The 18,182-nt window shown below is 65.7% G+C and carries 16 protein-coding genes; 10 read left to right on the top strand and 6 right to left on the bottom strand.

From position 1 onward, the window contains the following. Nucleotides 1–55 precede the first annotated feature (55 nt). From NLX68_RS11775 to lexA, 4 genes are read right to left on the bottom strand one after another with little or no spacing between them, the layout of a single operon-like run. Complete coding sequence (locus NLX68_RS11775; protein WP_254284128.1) at nucleotides 56–3,160, bottom strand: error-prone DNA polymerase; 3,105 nt, start codon at nucleotides 3,158–3,160, stop codon at nucleotides 56–58. Next, nucleotides 3,136–4,551: a DNA polymerase Y family protein gene (locus NLX68_RS11770; RefSeq protein WP_254284127.1), complete on the bottom strand. Its 1,416-nt coding sequence runs from the start codon at nucleotides 4,549–4,551 to the stop codon at nucleotides 3,136–3,138. Before NLX68_RS11770 ends, NLX68_RS11775 begins: the two co-directional genes overlap by 25 nt. A gap of 6 nt (nucleotides 4,552–4,557) precedes the next feature. After that, nucleotides 4,558–5,175 carry a translesion DNA synthesis-associated protein ImuA gene (imuA, locus tag NLX68_RS11765; RefSeq protein ID WP_254284126.1) on the bottom strand — a complete coding sequence of 206 codons (618 nt, stop codon included), beginning with the start codon at nucleotides 5,173–5,175 and terminating at the stop codon, nucleotides 4,558–4,560. Beyond that, entirely contained in the window at nucleotides 5,175–5,792 is a 618-nt protein-coding gene (gene lexA, locus NLX68_RS11760; RefSeq protein WP_254284125.1) for a transcriptional repressor LexA, read from the bottom strand. The genes imuA and lexA overlap by 1 nt, the downstream gene beginning before the upstream one ends. Before the next feature lie 77 nt (nucleotides 5,793–5,869). Between lexA and NLX68_RS11755 the strand changes: the two genes are divergently transcribed. The 4 genes from NLX68_RS11755 to NLX68_RS11740 all read left to right on the top strand — a co-directional run bounded on the left by NLX68_RS11755 (nucleotide 5,870) and on the right by NLX68_RS11740 (nucleotide 10,344). Further along, nucleotides 5,870–6,526 (top strand): HAD family phosphatase, encoded by a 657-nt coding sequence (locus NLX68_RS11755; RefSeq protein WP_254284124.1) that lies wholly within the window; start codon nucleotides 5,870–5,872, stop codon nucleotides 6,524–6,526. A gap of 182 nt (nucleotides 6,527–6,708) precedes the next feature. Continuing rightward, nucleotides 6,709–7,428 (top strand): thioredoxin family protein, encoded by a 720-nt coding sequence (locus tag NLX68_RS11750; RefSeq protein WP_254284123.1) that lies wholly within the window; start codon nucleotides 6,709–6,711, stop codon nucleotides 7,426–7,428. 101 nt (nucleotides 7,429–7,529) lie between these two features. Continuing rightward, a complete protein-coding gene (locus NLX68_RS11745) occupies nucleotides 7,530–9,359 on the top strand; it encodes a hypothetical protein (protein WP_254284122.1) in 1,830 nt (609 codons plus the stop codon). 67 nt (nucleotides 9,360–9,426) lie between these two features. Continuing rightward, nucleotides 9,427–10,344: a bestrophin family protein gene (locus tag NLX68_RS11740; RefSeq protein ID WP_254284121.1), complete on the top strand. Its 918-nt coding sequence runs from the start codon at nucleotides 9,427–9,429 to the stop codon at nucleotides 10,342–10,344. Here the strand turns inward: NLX68_RS11740 and NLX68_RS11735 are convergent. After that, nucleotides 10,325–11,317, bottom strand: a complete 993-nt coding sequence (locus NLX68_RS11735; protein ID WP_254284120.1) for a bile acid:sodium symporter family protein — start codon at nucleotides 11,315–11,317, stop codon at nucleotides 10,325–10,327. The two genes, NLX68_RS11740 and NLX68_RS11735, sit on opposite strands and share 20 nt — an antisense overlap. Before the next feature lie 79 nt (nucleotides 11,318–11,396). On the opposite strand from NLX68_RS11735, the gene NLX68_RS11730 reads away from it, so the two are divergent. The 6 genes from NLX68_RS11730 to NLX68_RS11705 all read left to right on the top strand — a co-directional run bounded on the left by NLX68_RS11730 (nucleotide 11,397) and on the right by NLX68_RS11705 (nucleotide 17,300). After that, nucleotides 11,397–12,212, top strand: a complete 816-nt coding sequence (locus NLX68_RS11730) for a helix-turn-helix domain-containing protein (protein WP_254284119.1) — start codon at nucleotides 11,397–11,399, stop codon at nucleotides 12,210–12,212. Between the two features lie 81 nt (nucleotides 12,213–12,293). Further along, the gene (locus tag NLX68_RS11725) at nucleotides 12,294–12,689 is read left to right on the top strand and encodes a hypothetical protein (protein WP_254284118.1); all 396 of its coding nucleotides are present in this window, start codon (nucleotides 12,294–12,296) and stop codon (nucleotides 12,687–12,689) included. 3 nt (nucleotides 12,690–12,692) lie between these two features. Then, nucleotides 12,693–15,353, top strand: a complete 2,661-nt coding sequence (locus NLX68_RS11720) for a DUF4132 domain-containing protein (protein WP_254284117.1) — start codon at nucleotides 12,693–12,695, stop codon at nucleotides 15,351–15,353. 59 nt (nucleotides 15,354–15,412) lie between these two features. Further along, complete coding sequence (locus tag NLX68_RS11715) at nucleotides 15,413–15,832, top strand: hypothetical protein (RefSeq protein ID WP_254284116.1); 420 nt, start codon at nucleotides 15,413–15,415, stop codon at nucleotides 15,830–15,832. Beyond that, a complete protein-coding gene (locus tag NLX68_RS11710; protein ID WP_254284115.1) occupies nucleotides 15,829–16,254 on the top strand; it encodes a hypothetical protein in 426 nt (141 codons plus the stop codon). Before NLX68_RS11715 ends, NLX68_RS11710 begins: the two co-directional genes overlap by 4 nt. Further along, nucleotides 16,251–17,300 carry an FAD-binding oxidoreductase gene (locus NLX68_RS11705; protein WP_254284114.1) on the top strand — a complete coding sequence of 350 codons (1,050 nt, stop codon included), beginning with the start codon at nucleotides 16,251–16,253 and terminating at the stop codon, nucleotides 17,298–17,300. Before NLX68_RS11710 ends, NLX68_RS11705 begins: the two co-directional genes overlap by 4 nt. On the opposite strand, the gene NLX68_RS11700 is transcribed toward NLX68_RS11705, so the two are convergent. Next, complete coding sequence (locus NLX68_RS11700; protein ID WP_254284113.1) at nucleotides 17,290–18,165, bottom strand: LysR family transcriptional regulator; 876 nt, start codon at nucleotides 18,163–18,165, stop codon at nucleotides 17,290–17,292. The two genes, NLX68_RS11705 and NLX68_RS11700, sit on opposite strands and share 11 nt — an antisense overlap. Between the last annotated feature and the right edge of the window lie 17 nt (nucleotides 18,166–18,182).

Raw genomic sequence — 18,182 nt, 5'->3', positions numbered from 1 at the left:
ATGCATGGGAGTTCTCGATACCCATCGAGAACGATGGGCTGCGTAGCAGCCCCAATCAATGGAAATCCCGGCTACGCACATCCAGCCCCTGCAACAGCGGGCTGAGATCCTCCAGGCGCTGGGCAATCAGGTGGCGCACCCCGCTCTCGCACTCCAGGCGCCCAGTCACCCGCAACAGTTGCGAGCCCACCAGCACCCGGCGCTGACGCTCGGCCAGGTCGCGCCAGACCACCACGTTGACATTGCCGAACTCGTCTTCAAGGGTCACGAAGGTCACCCCGCTGGCCGTCCCCGGGCGCTGGCGCCCGGTCACCAGCCCGGCCACGCTGACCCGGTCGCCGTGTTCGGCCTGCTCCAGCGCCTGCGCACTGCGACAGCCCAGGGCCGTGAGGCGGCGGCGCAGCAAGGTCAGCGGGTGCGGGCCGAGGGTGGTGCCGACACTGGCGTAGTCGGCGAACATGTCTTCGCTCAGCGACGGCTGCGGTAAATCCACCGGTGCTTCCAGCGGCGCCTCGATGCCGACGAACAACGGCAGTTGCGCCTGCACCGCCGCCACGCTCCAGCGCGCCCGGTAGCGGTCGCTGGCCAGGCCACGCAAGGCCCCGGCATCGGCCAGCAGCTCACGGGCGCGGGCATCCAGGTGCGCCCGTTGGCACAGGTCACTGACATCGCGCCAGCCGCGCTCGGCCCGGGCCTGTTCGATACGCTGGGCATCCTGCTGACGAAAGCCGCGCACCTGGCGCAAGCCCAGGCGAATGGCCAGGGCCTGCCCTGCCCCCGGCTCCAGGCTGCAGTCCCAGTCGCTGTGGCAGACATCCACCGGGCGGATCTCGATACGGTGACGGCGGGCGTCCTGCAAGATCTGGTCGGGGCTGTAGAAGCCCATCGGCCAGCTGTTGATCAGCGCGCAGGCAAAGATCCCCGGCTCGTGGCACTTGAGCCAGCAACTGGCGTAGGTCAGCAAGGCGAAGCTGGCGGCGTGGGACTCGGGGAAGCCATAACTGCCAAAACCCTTGATCTGCTCGAAGATACGCTCGGCAAATTCTGCGCTGTAGCCGTTGTCGAGCATACCCCGGGTCAACCGCTCGCGGTGCGGCTCAAGGCCACCGTGGCGCTTCCAGGCGGCCATGGCCCGGCGCAACTGGTCGGCCTCGCCCGCCGAGTAACCACCGGCGACCATGGCCAGCTCCATCACCTGCTCCTGGAACAACGGCACGCCGAGGGTGCGCTCGAAGACCTTCTGCAAGGCTTCGGACGGATAGTTCACCGGCTCAAGGCCCTGGCGCCTGCGCAGGTACGGGTGAACCATGTCGCCCTGGATCGGCCCGGGGCGAACAATCGCCACCTCGATCACCAGGTCGTAGAAGTTCTTCGGCTTGAGCCGCGGCAGCATGGCCATCTGCGCCCGCGACTCGATCTGGAACACGCCGACGGTGTCGGCGCGGCCGATCATTTCGTAGGTTGCCGTGCAGTCGGCCGGAATGCTGGCCAGGGTCAGCTGGCGGCCACGGTGGCGATACAGCAGGTCGAAACAGCGGCGCAAGGCGCTGAGCATGCCCAGGGCGAGGATATCGACCTTGAGCAGGCCGACCAGGTCGAGGTCGTCCTTGTCCCACTGGATCACCGTGCGATCCTCCATGGCGGCGTTTTCCACCGGCACCAGGCTGTCCAGCGGCTGCTCGGAAATCACGAAACCGCCCGGGTGCTGGGACAGGTGGCGGGGAAAGCCGATCAGCTCGCCGGTCAACGCCAATACCCGGCGCAGCAGCGGGCTGTCGGGGTCGAAACCGGCTTCGCGCAGTTGCTCGGGCGGCGGCAAGCGGTCGCTCCAGCGCCCGCAGCAATCGGCCAGGGCGTTGATCTGCTGCGCCGGCAAGCCCAGCACCCGGGCGATATCGCGCACCGCACCGGCGGCGTGGTAGGTGCTGGCCACCGCGGTGAGCGCCGCGCGGTGGCGGCCATAACGGCGGAACACGTACTGCAGCACCTCTTCGCGGCGCTCGTGCTCGAAGTCGACGTCGATGTCCGGCGGCTCGTCGCGCTCGCGGGACAAGAAGCGCTCGAACAGCAGATGGCTTTTCAGCGGGTCCAGTTCGGTAATGCCAAGCACGTAACACACCACCGAGTTGGCCGCCGAGCCGCGCCCCTGGCAGAGAATGCCCTGGCCCCGGGCGAAGTTGACGATGTCGTGAACGGTGAGGAAGTAGCTTTCGTAGTTGAGCTCGGCAATCAGTTCCAGCTCATGCTCAAGGGACTGGCGTGCGTTGTCGCCGATACCTTCGGGCCAACGCCAGCGCTGGCCCTGCTCGCACAGATGACGCAGCCAGGCGCTGGCCGTCTGGCCTTCGGGGACCAGCTCGCGGGGGTACTGGTAGCGCAACTGGCCAAGGTCGAAACGGCACCGCGTGGCAATGCGCAGGCTTTCTTCAAGCAGGGCTTGCGGATACAGCTCGGCCAGTTGCGCCAGCGGGCGCAGGTGCCGCTCGCCATTGGCGAACAGCCGCTGCCCGGCCTCGGCAACGCTGCAGTGGTGGCGGATGGCGGTCATGCTGTCCTGCAGGGCGCGGCGGCCACGGGCGTGCATGTGCACATCGCCACTGGCCACGGCGGCGATGCCGAGGCTGGCGGCCAGGCCCAGCAGCTGTTGCAGGCGCCGCGGGTCATCCGGGCCACGGTGCAGCTCGACCGCCAGCCACAGCCGCTGGGCGAACACTTCGCGCAACCAGCGGCCGGTGGCCAGGTCATCCTCGGCGGCGTCCGGCAGCCACAGCGCCAACAGGCCCTCCAGGGGCTTGTCGAAATCTTCGCGCAGCAACTGGTACTCGCCCTTCTTCGCCCGTCGCCGGCCCAAGGTGATGAGCTTGCACAGGTGCTGGTAACCGCTGAGGTTCTCCGCCAGCAGCACCAGCTTGGGGCCGTTGTGCAGGCGCACTTCGCTGCCGACGATCAGCGCCAGGCCCGTCGCCCTGGCCGCCTGCCAGGCGCGGACGATACCGGCCAGGGTGCACTCGTCGGTGATCGCCAGCGCCTGGTAGCCATGCTGGCGGGCGCGCTGGAACAGCTCCTGGGCACTGGAGGCGCCACGCTGGAAGCTGAAGTTGGACAGGCAGTGCAGCTCGGCATAACCCGGCGTGCTCATGCGAACCAGCCCTGCAGCCACAACGGGCCGTCTTCACCGAGGGTGCGGTAGGCCCAGCCCTGCAAGCCGCTGGCGGTACGCACCCGGTAGTAGTCGCGGCGCACATCGCCGCCGTCCCACCAGCCGGACTCGATGCGCTCGGCGCCGGTCAGCAGCTGCACGCCGATGCCGGGCAAGGCCTGGGGCTCGACCAGCAGCCAGCCCGGACGCGGCGCACTCGACACTGGCGGCGCCTGACGCGGCCCGTTGCCGCTGTACCAGGCGCATTCCGGGCGGTGATCGGCCTGGGCCGTGAGGCCGCGCACCGCCTCGTCGCCAAGCCGTGCACGCAGGCGTTCGCGCAGTTGCTCCCAGGGCTGGTTCTGCTGCGGGCGTGGGTCGAACAATTCGCTACGTTGCGGCACGAAGGCCGGCAGGTCTTCGGCCAGCAGGCGCAGGTTGCGCACCGGCGCGGCAATTTGCAGTTGCTCAAGGCGGCCACGGGCCAGTTCGAACAGCAGCGAAGGGTCGCGCTCGGCCGCCAGCAGGCCGACCGGCACACACGTATCGGGCCCTTCGGCATGTTCCAGGTGCAGGGCAAAACGCTGCACGCCACTGTCACGCCCGGCGAGGAAGGCGGCAAGGTCGTTGATCAAGCGGCGCAGGGGGAACAGCAAGGCCTGATGGGATTCGACATCGAAGTTCAGCTCCAGGCGCGCATCGAAACGGTCCGGCGGCACATAGAATTCCAGGGCCATGGGCCGCCGCCCGAGCAGGCGGTCCAGGTGCAGTTGCACCGGCGCGGCAAAGCGCCGGGCCAAGGCGTCACGGGGCAAGGCCAGGACCTGGCCGAGCTGGCGCAGGCCCATGCGGGCAAAGGCGCTGGCGGCCTCGGCGGGCAGGCCGACACGGTCGATGGGCATCTGCTCCAGCGCCGCGCGGGTTTGCTGCGGGCACTCCAGAGCCAGGCCATCGTGAACATTGGCGAGCATGCGCGCCGCCACCGGGTTGCTGGCCAGGACAATACGGTGACGAAAGCCCAACGCCCGCAGCTCGGCGCGCAGCCGCGCTTCAAAGGCCGGCCAGGGCCCGAACAGGCCGAGGCTGGATTCGACTTCGAGCAACAGCACCCGCGGGTAATGCAGGCTGACCTGGGAGCTGAAGCGGTAGGCCCAGGCGGCCAGAAACTGCTGCAGCTGCTCGATGGCCGCCGGGTCGTGCTCGACGCAGGTAAAACTGCCGGCCAGGGCCTGGGCGGTGGTCAGCGACTGTCCGGCGCGCAGGCCCAAAGCGGCCGCCGGTGGGTTGACCGCCTGCAAGACCCGGCGCTGGGCCGGGCCGCTGAGCAGCGCCAGCGGCGTGTCGGCGTCGTCGCGGGCGCGCAGTACGGCGTCGAGTGCCAACTGCGGCAGCAGGATACAGGCCCAGAGCATGATCCATCAGCCTCGCCCGGGGCAGGCAATCGGCGTGGCCGGGGCCAGGCCACCGCGGCACTTGAGCACTCGCCACTGGGCCGGCAGGGCATCGACGGCAATGCGCAGTGCCGCCGGTGACGGGTTGAGCGCAGCCTGTTGCGGGCGACAGGCAAAGGCCAGGGTCTGGCCGCTTTCGGCAGCGACCTGCAAGCGGCGCAAGGCGCGGTCATCCGCTTTATGCGGCCAGCACAGCACGGCGCTGCAACTGCCCGAGCGCAAACACTGCTCGGCGGCCCAGAGCACCTCACTAGCCCCCGCCTGGACCACCGCCAACCACTGCAGGTTGACCCCCGCCGCCTGCCAAGCCGGTGGGTAGGGAATGAACGGCGGGGCAATCAGCACCACCCGCTCGCCGGCCTGGGTCAGGCGCGCCAGGCTGGGCCACAGCAGTTGCAGCTCGCCACAGCCTTCGGCCGCCAGCAACAGCTCGGTCAGCGCCCCGGCCGGCCAGCCGCCACCGGGCAGCGCCGCGTCCAAGGCGGCATGGCCGGTGGGCTGCAGGCCCTGGGGCAAGGCCTGCGGCCGGCCCTTCCAGACCCGTTGCTGGTCGAGCAGGCCGTCGAGGCTGACCACCGCGCCCATCAGCCGCGCCTCACCAGGCCGCAGAACACCCCTTCGATGACGAAGTCGTGCTCCGGGCCGACCTCGATGGGGGCATACGCCGGGTTGCGCGGCAGCAGACGGTAATGCCCGCCAGCGCGTTCGAAGCGCTTGATGGTCACCTCGCCGTCCAGGCGCGCGACGATGATCTGCCCGTCACGGGCGTCGGCCTGCTGCTTGATGCCGACCAGGTCGCCGTCGAGGATGCCGTCGTCGATCATCGAGTCGCCCCGCACCTTGAGCAGGTAATCGGGGGAGCGGCTGAACAGCTGCGCGTCGAGCATCAGTTGCTCGTGGATATCCACGTCCGGGCCGATCGGCCGGCCGGCGGCGACCTGGCCGAGCACCGGGATCTCCAGCACCTCGGGGCGGCGCAAGGCGCCGGCCAGGCGAATGCCACGGGCCTGGTTGGGGGTGACCGCGATGAAGCCGGCCTCGGTCAGCGCCTGGATATGCTTGCGCGCGACACTGCGCGAGGCAAAACCGAAGGCCGTGGCGATATCGGCCAGGCTCGGCGGCTGGGCCTGATCGGCGATGCGCTGACGAATGAAGTCGAGGATAGCGCGGCGTTTGGGCGATAGTGTATTCATGGAGTACATTTGTACTCTTTTCCTGCGTATCTGACCAGCCCCGCTGATCCGGTTATCATGGCCGGCCACCGCAGCGGAAGCCGACCATGCTTGATGCCCTGTTGTTCGACCTCGACGGTACCCTGACCGATACCGACAAACTCCACCTGCTGGCCATGCAACAGCTGTTGCTCGAAGAAGGCCGGGTGTTCACCGAAGCCGAGTTCGATGCCCACGTCAGCGGCCGGGCCAATGCCGACCTGTGCCGTTACCTGTTCCCGGACCGGACGGTGAGCGAGCACCAGCGATTTGCCGAGCGCAAGGAGGCGCGTTTCCGCGCCCTGTCACCCACCTTGCAGCCCATCGCTGGCCTGCTGCGCCTGCTCGAACATGCCGAGCGCCGGCGCATCGGCGTTGCCGTGGTCACCAACGCGCCGCGGGCCAATGCCGTGCACATGCTCGACGCCATGGGCCTGAATGAACGCTTTGCACATGTACTGGTGGCCGAAGAGCTGGCCCGGGCCAAGCCCGACCCGCTGCCCTACCTCACCGGCCTTGAGCGCCTGCAGGCACGGGCGGCGCATTCGCTGGCGTTCGAGGATTCGCTGCCGGGGGTGAAGGCGGCCAGTGGCGCGGGGATCTTCACCGTCGGGCTGTCGACCAGCCAGCGGCCTGAAGCTTTGCTTGAGGCCGGTGCGCAGCTGGTGGTGAAGGATTTTGAGGATGAGCGGCTGTGGGCGTTGATCGGGCGGATGTCTGGCTGAAGACTGCGGTGCACCCATCGCTGGCAAGGCCAGCTCCCACAGGGTCCCGGTGCATACAGGTCTCTGTGGGAGCCGGCCTTGCCGGCGATAGCTTCACCACCGTTCATCAGCCCTGCACTCACCCCTGTCGAATCCCCAGCCCGGCAATCGACCATGAGTACATCCCCAGCGGAGCGTACCCCATGGACAACTATCAAAACCCCCAGGTGGTCTCGCGCAGCGAATGGCTCAGCGCCCGCCGCCAGCTGTTGCTGCATGAAAAGGCCCTGACCCACCAACGCGATGAACTGAGCAAGGCCCGCCGCGCCCTGCCCTGGGTACGGGTCGAACAGGACTACCGCTTCGAAGGCCCCGAGGGCCGCCTGAACCTCGCCGAGCTGTTCGCCGGCCGCAGCCAGCTGCTGGTCTACCACTTCATGTTCGGCGAAGGCTGGGAGGAAGGCTGCCCCGGCTGCTCGTTCCTGGCCGACCACTTCGACGGCGCCAACCTGCACCTGGCCCATCACGATGTGTCGCTGGTGGCGGTATCCCGTGCACCGTACGCCCAGTTCCAGGCGTTCAGGCAACGCATGGGCTGGAAGTTTCCCTGGGTCTCGTCCCATGCCAGCAGCTTCAACCAGGACTTCGGCGTCGGCGGCAAGGGCAGCGATCAGTACAACTACGAGCCGTATTCGGGCGAGGAAACCGAGCTGCCGGGCCTCAGCGTGTTCTACCGCGACGCCGACGGCACGCTGTTTCACACCTACTCAAGCTTTGCCCGCGGCCTGGACATTCTGGTCGGCACTTACAACTTCCTCGACCTGATGCCCAAGGGCCGCAACGAGGAAGGCACCATGGACTGGGTGCGCCACCATGACCGTTATGAAGGTGCCGTCCAACCCCCACACTGCTGCCATGAATAGTCGAGGTACCTGGTATTTTTGTCAGTAGTCAGCACGCCCTGCCGGTGCTCGAATGCACCGAGACCTGTCGACCGACAGGCACCACCCCGGAGGCAGGGCGTATGGAACTGTTTATCGATCACACCGGTTTCGAACCTGATGATGGAAAGGATCCCTGGAATGATTGGTTTGAGAATTCAGATGAGCCAGCACTGGATCTGACGACCCATGAAGGCAACAGCTACGCTCACTTCAGGAATTTCCAGGGCAGCCTACAAGGCGAGATCATCAGCAAGAACCTCCTGGGCCTTACCCCGGGGCAAGTGTACAAGGTATCGCTGCGGGTAAAGCGCAACCGCCGGAGCTCGAAAACCCCGACCCTGACTTTCGCTCTGGATGACGCGTCGCTCATGGGCAGCTTTGCGGTGATCGAACCTTACTGGCGTACCGCGAGCTGGACCTTCCAGGCCTCTGAACACCAGCACCGGCTAACCTTGAGCGGCCACGACGACAGTGGTTACAGCGATGACGACGGCGCCGACTTCAGTTTCGATGACATCTGGATCAAGCCCGAGACAATCACGGAAAACTTCGATAGCCAGCCTGACCAATTGATTGGCCTGGGCGAAAGCCTGGAACTGCCAAGCCTTACCATTCACCCGTTGTCAGGCCCTTCGGATACCAAGCTAACCGGGATTGTGAACCTGGCTTCGATGCCCGGCATGCGCGAAGGCCCCGCCATTGTCCTGCAGTACAAATCGTACAACCAGAATAGCCGACCTGTACGAATCGACTTGAATGCCCCCTGCGACAAGATCAGCTTTATCTGGAGCATCCCCTACGGTACAGGGCATGTCAGCTTTCATGATGAAGAGCACCAGGTGCTCAGAGAAATATCGTACAGCAGCCCAGCCAACCATGAAATCAGCTTCCAGGCACCTGCCGGACATCGCATCGCCTCGATGCACTTCAACGGTAGGTATGAATCGTACCTGGACTTTTTCACCTTGTGGCAGACCCCCGCCCAGGAACGCCCGCTCCTGTACATCGACCACAGCAACTTCGAACCACACCCCAGCCAAGACCCCTGGAATGGCTGGCGCAAGGGTCCCAACGGGCAGGCACTGGTCCTGACCAGCGACCAGGAAGACAACTTTGCCCAGTTCGAAAACTTCCAGGGCAGCCTGCTCGGCGTGGTGCTTGGCAAAAATATTCAGCGGCTCACTCCCGGTACCGACTACAGCCTGTCGATGCGGGTACGGCGCAGGGGCCAAAGTTCGAAAACTCCGACGCTTTCCTTTGACCTTGACCATGCGCCTATCGATGGCAGCTTTGCCGTGACCGATAACCAATGGCTGAGGCTTCACTGGCAATTCACCGCCTGCAAGGAAACCCATCGGCTCGAGCTGATCGCTCGCGACGATATCGGTGACGGCAGCGACCCGGGTGCGGATTTCTGCTTTGACGATATTCGTATTCAGCCGGCGGTCGTTCACGAACACTTCGACGGTGTGCTTGAACGAAGGATGGAGGTCGAAGAAAGTGTTGAACTGTCGACCATGCGCATTACCGTACTGCCAGGTTCCACCCCACCCTTGCTGATACGCGACAAACACACCAATGAAGTTCCCGGCATGCAGACGGAAGGCGGATTGCGGCTTATATCCAATCAAGTCCAGCCCTATCCACCAAGATACCAGCAGGTACGCCTTGACCTGACAGCACACTATGCAGCCGTCAAATTTGCCTGGACGTGGCTCAAGGTACCTGCACAGGTAGATTTCTTTGATGCGCAGGGCGAATTGCTGGAACACCGCGAAATCGACGCATCGTTGGAAAACCGCCATTTCTGGGTCGAATACCGTGCACCGACAGAAAAGTCGATCGCTCGAATCGAGCTACGTACCCTGACGGCGTCTTTTGTGGACTCCTTCACCTTCTGGAGCACCTAGCCACCTCGGGAGCCTTTGCCTTACAGTGGCGCGGATAATTTCGCGCCACTGCCAAGGTTTGCCTTGCATGATCATCCAGCCGCAAAAACCCTCCATCCGCGTCCTGCTGTTCTCGCTCAAGGGCTCGATCATCCCGGCGATCTGGCGCAAGGTGCTGTACACCGTGTTGATCAGCTCGGCGGTGGTGGCCACCCACGGCACCCTGTTCGAGTACAAGGTAATCCTCACTGCCACGCCCTTCACCCTCTGGGGCCTGACCCTGGCGATCTTCCTCGGCTTTCGCAACACCGTGGCCTACCAGCGCTTCTGGGAAGCGCGCACGCTGTGGGGCGAGCTGCTGATCGTCAGCCGCAACCTGACCCGCCAGACCCTGAGCCTGCTGCCCGACCTCGACGCCGGCCAGCGCCGCGCCCTGCTCGACCCGCTGATCGCCTTCGCCTACGTGCTGCGCGACCAGTTACGCGGCAGCCCGGCCAGTGCCGACCGCCAGCGCCTGCTCGACACGTCTACACGCACTGCCCTGGCCAGCAGCGACGCACCCGCCAGCCGCCTGCTCGGCGTGCTCGGCCAGCGCTATATGGCCCAGGCCCGCGACGCCGGTGCCGGCGAGGTGATCCAGGCCAACCTCGATCAGCAGCTCAACCGGCTGTCGTACGTGCTCGGCGGCTGCGAGCGGATCAAGAACACGCCCATCCCCTACCCCTACATCCTCATGCTGCACCGCATCGTCCATGTCTACTGTTTTTTGCTGCCGTTCTGCCTGGTCGACAGCATCGGCTGGTTCACGCCTTTTGCCGTGTGCGTGCTGGCCTACACCTTTTTCGGCCTGGATGCCCTGGGCGACCAGATTGCCGACCCGTTCGACACCCAGCCCAACGACCTGGCCCTGGACGCCATGTGCCGCAATCTGGAAATCGCCGTGCGCGAGCTCGAAGGCGCAGCGGCGCCGGCGCAATTGCAACCGGTCAAAGGGGTTCTGTTGTAAGCGCAGGCTCGTCGCTGCGCGCGGCGTAGCGCTGGGCCAACACCGCACAGACCATCAACTGGAGCTGGTGAAACAGCATCAAGGGCAAGATCATCGCGCCGATGCCACCGCCCACGAACAGCACCTGGGCCATCGGCACGCCGGTGGCCATGCTCTTTTTCGAACCGGCAAACAAAATGGTGATGCGGTCTTCGAGGTTGAAACCCAGCCAGCGCCCCAGCGCGCTGGTCAGCCACAGCACCAGCGCCAGCAGCAGGCAGCAGACCAGCGCCAGGCCCAGCAACCGCGACGGCGGTACCGCATGCCACAGGCCGCTGACCAGCGCATCGCTGAAGGCGGTGTAGACCACCAGCAGAATCGAACCCTGGTCGACGCTCTTCAACCAGCGTGCATTGCGCGTCACCCAGGCGCCGATCCAGCGCCGTGCCAGTTGCCCGGCCACGAACGGCACCAGCAATTGCAGGACGATCTTCAACACGGCGTCCAGGCTCGAACCGCTGTCGCCCTCGATGCCCATCAGCAACACCACCAGCAATGGTGTCAGGACAATGCCCAGCAGGCTTGACGCCGCCGCGCTGCAGATCGCCGCCGGTACGTTGCCACGGGCCAACGAGGTAAAGGCGATGGCCGACTGCACCGTGGCCGGCAAGGCGCACAGGTACAGCACGCCCAGGTACAGCTCATCGCCCACCAGTGGCACAAACACGGGCTTGAGCAGCCAGCCCAGCAACGGGAACATCACGAAGGTGCAGGCAAACACCAGCAGGTGCAGGCGCCAATGCCCGGCACCGGCGGCGACCGCCTCGCGCGACAGCTTGGCGCCATGCAGGAAGAACAACAGGCCGATGGCCAGGTGGGTCAGCCAGCCGAAGAGCACGGCACTGCTGCCTTCGCAGGGCAACAGGGTGGCAATGAGGATGACCCCGAGCAGCGCCAGGGTGAAATTGTCGAACAGCATCCGCAGGTACTTCATCGCCGCTCCGGGCTTGTTATTGTGGCGCTGCAGACGTTAAGGTCTTTGCCCGACTTTCACTAACGCCAGCGCCCCGCCAGTGTCGCCAAAAGGACAACCGCCCGCCGTCGCCCCGCCGTCACTGGAGCAGCTGACCGAACTGCCGCGCCCGCTGTATGGCCATGCGCAGGCGCTGCCCAACGTGGTGCTCGGCTACCGCCATGCCCATCCGTGGGGGCAGTTGTCCTATGCCATTCGCGGGGTGCTGGAGGTGCACACCGACCAGGGTTTCTACCTGGTGCCGCCACAGCGGGCGGTGTGGGTACCGGCGCTGGTCCAGCACCGGGTCAGCTGCGCCGAGGACACCTGCCTGCGCAGCCTTTACCTGGAGCAGGCGCCGGCAGGCTGGAGCGATCCGCAGTGCCGGGTGATCGCGGTCAATCCGCTGTTGCGCGAGCTGATCCGGACCTTCAGCGAACTGCCGGTGGAATACGACACCGCGGGCCCGGACGGGCGCCTGGCGCAGGTGCTGCTCGATCAACTGGAGCTCGCCGAACAACAACAGTTGATGCTGCCGCTGCCGCTTGACCATGACCTGCGCACACTGTGCCGCCACCTGCAGGCACATCCCGATTCGCCTACCGGGCTGACCGCCTGGGCGCAGCAGGCCGGCGTGTCGGAGAAAACCCTGAGCCGCCGCTTTCAACGTGAAACCGGCTTGAGCTTTCGCCTCTGGCGCCAGCGCATGCGCCTGCTCAGCGCCCTGCCCGCCCTTGAGCGCGGCGAGCGGGTCACCGACGTGGCCCTGGCCTGTGGCTATGAGTCGCTATCGGCGTTTATCGCCGCCTTCGGCAAGCAGTTCGGCCTGCCGCCGGGTGAGTTCTTTCGCGCGCGAATCATCAGCAGCGAACACTAAGCGCCTGCGCATCGAAATCCCCGAGCCAGCCTGATACCCTTGCGCCCATCCGTTTTGCCTCTTGCCAGAAAAGGAGTTCCCATGGCAACGCTCACCGTCCGCGACGAGTCGGTTTCGGGCGAAGTCTTCGACGATTTCGCCCTGCACTTTGCTACCGACACCATCACCGTGCGCCAGTTGATCCGCGAGCGGGTTCACCAGGAAGTCCAGCTGCGCAACAACGAAACCGGCCACAGCCGGCGCCAGCGCCTGGTCAGCCCCGAGCCGCTGGAAGCCGCGCTCAACGGTGAGGCTCCCATCGAGCGTGCGAATATCGACTGGCGCAAGCAGGTCGACATCGCCTGCGACGCCTTCACGCGCAATGGCTTTTTCATCCTCCTCGACGAACGTCAGGCCGAAAGCCTCGACGAAGTCCTGACCATCCGCCACGACAGCGTGGTCAATTTCATCAAACTGACCCCGCTGGTAGGAGGCTGAACCATGGCCCTGGAACAACTTCAGGCGTTTCGCCACGACCGCCCGCAAACCGAGCTGGGCCCGGTCGAGCACATCGGCCCGGACGGCTACCCGCTGCTGGCCGGCTCCGAACTGCGCCACGAGCATGAGGTGATCGGCGAGTTGCTGCCGCTGCTGCAGAAGATCCACGGTCGCCCCGATGCCATGGTCTTTGCCTTGAGCAAACTGCCGGCAGTCATGGCCCTGAGCCCCGACCCGGCGTTTCGCACGCGCCTGGTGGTGGCGCTGATCGAACGGGTGGTGGCCTATAACGGTGAGCTGAGCACGGCCAGTGCAGGTCATGCCTTTTCCCATGTCTTTGACTACGGCGTGCTGCCAGCGTTGATGACCTGGCTGATGGAGAACGGCGCCGATGTCGGGCAACTGGCCGAGCCGGTGCTGCAATGGTTTACCAGCTACCGCTTTGCCTATTACGGCACCCTGCCGACCCTGACGGTCACTGACTGGGTCATCGAGCAGCACTTCAAGCACATACCCGACGACCTGCGCGACCTGCTGATCATGCTGCGCAGCCAGTGCGCCGACCTCGGCCACTACGGCAACTTCGGCGAACAGCTGATGGCCAAGCTCGACCCGCTGCTGGGCAACGGCGCCTGGCAGGTGCTGGCGCCCTGCGAGCACTGGACTCAATTAGCCCTGGAAGACCTCGAACAATTCAGCCCCGAGGTGCGCGAAGACTGGTTGGCGCTGCTGCGTCAGGCCGCTGCGGCGACCTCGGCGCGACCGTCGGCGAAATGGCTGAAGAACGCCCAGGCGCTGCTGCACAAGGTCGGTGAGGCTGCACTGCGCGAGGCCCTGCTGCGCTGGTTTGCACGGGTCGATGCCGGGCGCTGCGGCGCACTGCTCAACGTCGGTTGGGAAAGCAGCGATGACCGCGCGCGCATGCACGATGGCAACGCCACGGTGCTGCGCGGCCTGTTGTGGATGAGCGCGCCGCTGGCCGACAGCGAACTGACCCGGGCCATCGCCCGCCTGGCCCTGAGCGCCTACCGCAAGGTGCGCGGCATCGGCCCGCGGGCACCGAAGGTCGGCAACGCGGCGGTGTTTGCCCTGTCCTCGATCCCCAGCAGCGAAGCGGTCGGGCAACTGGCCCTGCTCAAGGTACGGGTCAAGTTCGGCACGGCGCAAAAGGAAATCGAAAAAGCCTTCACCAGCGCCGCCCAGGCCCTGCAGTTGCCGCGTGACCAGATCGAAGAACTCGGCGTGCCGACCTACGGCCTGGAACAGGTCGGCCTGCGCCGCGAAAGTTTCGACGACGGCGCGTTTGTCGCCGAGCTTAAGGTCGATGGCAAGAGCGCCACCCTGAGCTGGTTGCGCGCCGACGGCACACCGCAGAAATCGGTGCCGGCCAAGGTCAAGGCTGATTACAAGGAAGAGCTCAAGGAACTGCAAGGTGCGCTCAAGGACATCGGCGCCATGTTGCCGGCCCAGGCCGAGCGCCTGGACAGCCTGTTCCTGCTGGAAAAACACTGGCCGTTCGGCCAATGGCAGGAGCGCTACCTCGACCACCCGTTGATCGGCACCCTGGCGCGGCGGCTGATCTGGGTGATCAGCGAAGCCGGCCAGCAGCACGCCGTGGTGTTCACCGAGGGCGAACTGCAAAGCCTCGATGGCAAGACCGTTACCCCGTCCAGCGAGGCCGAAGTACGCCTCTGGCATCCGATCGGCCGCCCGCTGGATGAGGTCCTCGCCTGGCGCGAGCGTATCGAAGCGCTGCAGATCACCCAGCCGTTCAAGCAGGCCCACCGCGAGGTCTACCTGCTGACCGAAGCCGAGCGCAACACCGCCACCTACTCCAACCGCTTCGCCGCGCACATTCTGCGTCAGCACCAGTTCCACGCCCTGGCCGCCGCCCGCGGCTGGCGCAACAAGCTGCGGCTGATGGTCGACGACAGCTATCCGCCGGCCACCCGCGAGCTGCCGGCCTGGGGCTTGCGTGCCGAGTTCTGGATCGAGGGCGTGGGTGACGACTATGGCGTCGACACCAACGAAGCCGGCGCCTTCCTGCGCCTGAGCACCGACCAGGTACGCTTCTACGCCATCGACGCCGCGCAACGCAGCGCCCATGCCGGTGGCGGCGGCTATGCCGTGAACCGCTGGGACAACGCCGACGACGCCGCGCCCTTGCCACTGGAGCAGGTCCCGGCGCTGGTGCTCAGCGAAGTGATGCGCGATGTCGACCTGTTCGTCGGCGTCGCCTCGCTGGCCAACGACCCGCTGTGGGCCGACGGCGGGCCGGACGGCCGCTACCGCGATTACTGGCACAACCATTCGTTCGGCGAACTGGGCGCCACCGCGCAAACGCGCAAGCAGCTGCTGGAAAAACTGCTGCCGCGCATGACCCGGCTCAAAGACAAATGGGCCCTGCACGGGCGCTTCCTCGAAGTCACCGGCAAGCTGCGCAGCTACAAGATCCACCTGGGCTCGGGCAACATCCTCATGCTGCCAAACGATCAGTACCTGTGCATCGTCCCCGACGCCAAGGCGCGTCAGCAGACCACGCCGCAGTACCTGCCGTTCGAGGGCGATGCCCTGCTGTCGATCATCCTCTCCAAGGCCCTGCTGTTGATTGACGACGACAAGATCAGCGACCCGACCATCACCCGCCAGCTGGCCTTGAAGTAGCTTGTCTGTCCGCCGCTGGCCCACCGGCGGCGCCTTATTCACCTGCCAAAGGATCGCCCGTGATCGCTCAACTACTGATCTGTGCCAGCGCCGCCATCGTCCTGCTACTGGGCACTGTGCACCTGGTCTATACCTTCGCCAGCAACAAGTTCCAGCCACGTGACCCGGCGCTGGGTGAACAGATGCAAAAAATCTCCCCGGTGATTTCCCGGCAGACGACGGTGTGGCGTGCCTGGGTGGGTTTCAATGCCAGCCATAGCCTGGGCGCCATGCTGTTCGGCCTGGTGTATGGCTACCTGGCCCTGGCAGCACCGCAGGCGCTGCTGCGTGACGGCTTTCTGCTGGGACTGGGGGTTGTGTTCCTGGCGAGCATGGCGCTGCTGGCGCGGCGCTACTGGTTCAACATTCCCCTGATCGGCATCAGCCTTGCGCTGCTGCTGTTTGTTGGCGCCGTCATGCTTCAGGCCCTGCCGCTATGAGGCTGTTGCTGCTGGCTCTGATGCTGGTCGGCACGGCTTGCGTGGCCGATGATGAAGACTATCCGGACCCGCTCTACGGCTTTGTGGTCGGGCCTTATGCACTGGTCGGCAAACAACCGGACAACGGCGCCACGTATTCGGGCCGGGCCACCCTGCGCTATCTGGACGGTCAGCTGGTGCTGGCGAGGACCATCGACGGCAAGACCCGGACGGCCATCGGCAAGGTCGAGGTCGCGGCCATCGCCCGCGCGAAAGTGCTGCGCTTCACCTGGCCCGGACACTACTCGACCTGCCTGGCCCACAGCGACCTGGACAACAACGCGCGCCTGACCTGTTACTGGCAGCGCGACGGCGTCGAGCACAAGGAGCCCGGCATGGAAAGCTACTTCCCGACCGCCACCTGGCCGGAGAATCGCCAATGAACACCGACCGGCAACGCCCGAGCGTCGTAGTGATCGGCGCCGGTATCGTCGGCGCCTCGATTGCCTATCACCTGAGCAAGCATGCCCAGGTGACGGTGATCGACAAGGGCCAAGCAGGCCTGGGCGTCACCTCACAGGCCTTTGGCTGGCTCAACACAACGGCGCCACAGCCCGGCGAATTTGCCCAACTGCGCGGCCTGGCGATTGCCGAGTATCACCGGCTGCAAAACGAGCTGGGCACGGCGCCGATCAACTGGACCGGCGCGCTGTCGTTCAGCCAGGCGCCGTCGCCTGCTGACGGCGTCGAGCCGATCGACCCCGCTCGCGTGCAACAGCTTGAGCCGCATTTCAAAGCGCCCCTGCAGCAGGCGCTGTTTGCGCCCCAGGAAGGCTCCATCGACCCGCCAGCGATGACCCGTTTGCTGCTGGAGCGCGCCCAGGCCAACGGCGCCAACGTGCTGACCGACACCCAGGTGCTGGCCATCGAATGCCTTGACGGCGCCGTCGCGGCACTCGTTACGACTGGCGGGCTGATTGCCTGCGAGCGTCTGGTACTGGCGGCCGGCACCGAGTGCAAGGCCTTGCTGCAGCCCTTGGGCGTGACATTACCGCTGCACCCGTCGCCGTCGATCCTGATCCGCCTGCGGGCACACGAGCGACTGGTGCACACCCTGATCGCCAGCAACGAACTGGAAATCCGCCAACCGACGCCCGAGCGGGTCCTGGCCGCCGAAGACTACCTCGATGCCGATGGCGAAAACGGCCCCGAGGCTATTGCCCAGCGGGCGCTGAATACCATTCGGGACAGTTTGCACCGAGGCCAGGGCCTTGAACTGATCAGCACCGAGGTTGGCTGGCGGCCCATGCCGGATGATCGCATCCCGATCATCGGGGCCTTGCCCGCTGTCAGCGGGCTGTACCTGGCGGTGATGCATTCGGGCGTGACCCTGGCAGCGGTGGTCGGTCGCCTGGTCGCGCAAGAGCTGATCGATGGCCAGCCTGCGCCCGAGCTGCAAGGCTGCCGGCCTTCACGCTTCAGCCTGTAGCCGCCTTCGACAACCAGCTTTTGAACGCTGCCATCGCCGGGCTCTCGGCCTTCGACTGCAGGCGCGTCAGCCAGTAGCTACCGGTGCTGATGCTCAAGGCAAACGGCTGGCGAATGGCATCGCTGGCCAGCAGCCGTTCGAACATCAGCGGCGGTGCCAGGGCCACGCCGGCGCCTTGCAGGGCCGCCTCCATCATCCCCAGCGACGAATCGAAGACCATGGTCCGCGAAGGCTGCACCGCGCCCGACAGCCCGGCGGCCTGGAACCATTCGGCCCATTCATCGCTGCGGTAGGAGCGCAGCAGGGTTTGTTGCAACAGATCGGCAGGCGTGTGCAACTGCAGCGCAATCGACGGCACACACAGCACCGACAGCGGCGCCTCCAGCAGCGGCTGCGCATCGATGCCATGCCAGGCGCCGGAGCCAAAGCGAATGGCATAGTCCAGGCCTTCGGCGGCGACATCGACGCGGTTATTGTTGGTCGACAGGCGCAAATCGATAAACGGGTGCAGGGCCTGGAACTCGGGCAGGCGCGGCAACAGCCAGCCGACGGCAAAGGTGCCCACCGCGCCCACGGTCAGCACCTCGCGATAATGGCCGCCGTCGAAGCAGTCGAGCGTCTGGGCGATGCGGTCGAAGCATTCACGCAGCACCGGCAGCAAGGTCTCGCCTTCGCAGGTGAGCATCAGCCCGCGCGGCAGGCGCTTGAACAGGGTGACCTTGAGCTGGGCTTCGAGGCTCTTGACCTGATGGCTGACCGCCGCCTGGGTCACGCACAGCTCGATAGCCGCACGGGTGAAGCTCAAGTGCCGGGCCGAGGCCTCGAACGCGCGCAGGGCGTTCAGGGGCAAGTGCGGTCGGATCATGCAGACTCCCAAATTTT

Source organism: Pseudomonas sp. SBB6, from assembly GCF_024213215.1.
GTDB lineage: Bacteria > Pseudomonadota > Gammaproteobacteria > Pseudomonadales > Pseudomonadaceae > Aquipseudomonas > Aquipseudomonas donghuensis.
The sequence above is the reverse complement of the archived record's forward strand: the minus strand, read 5'-3'. Positions and strand labels throughout refer to the sequence as shown.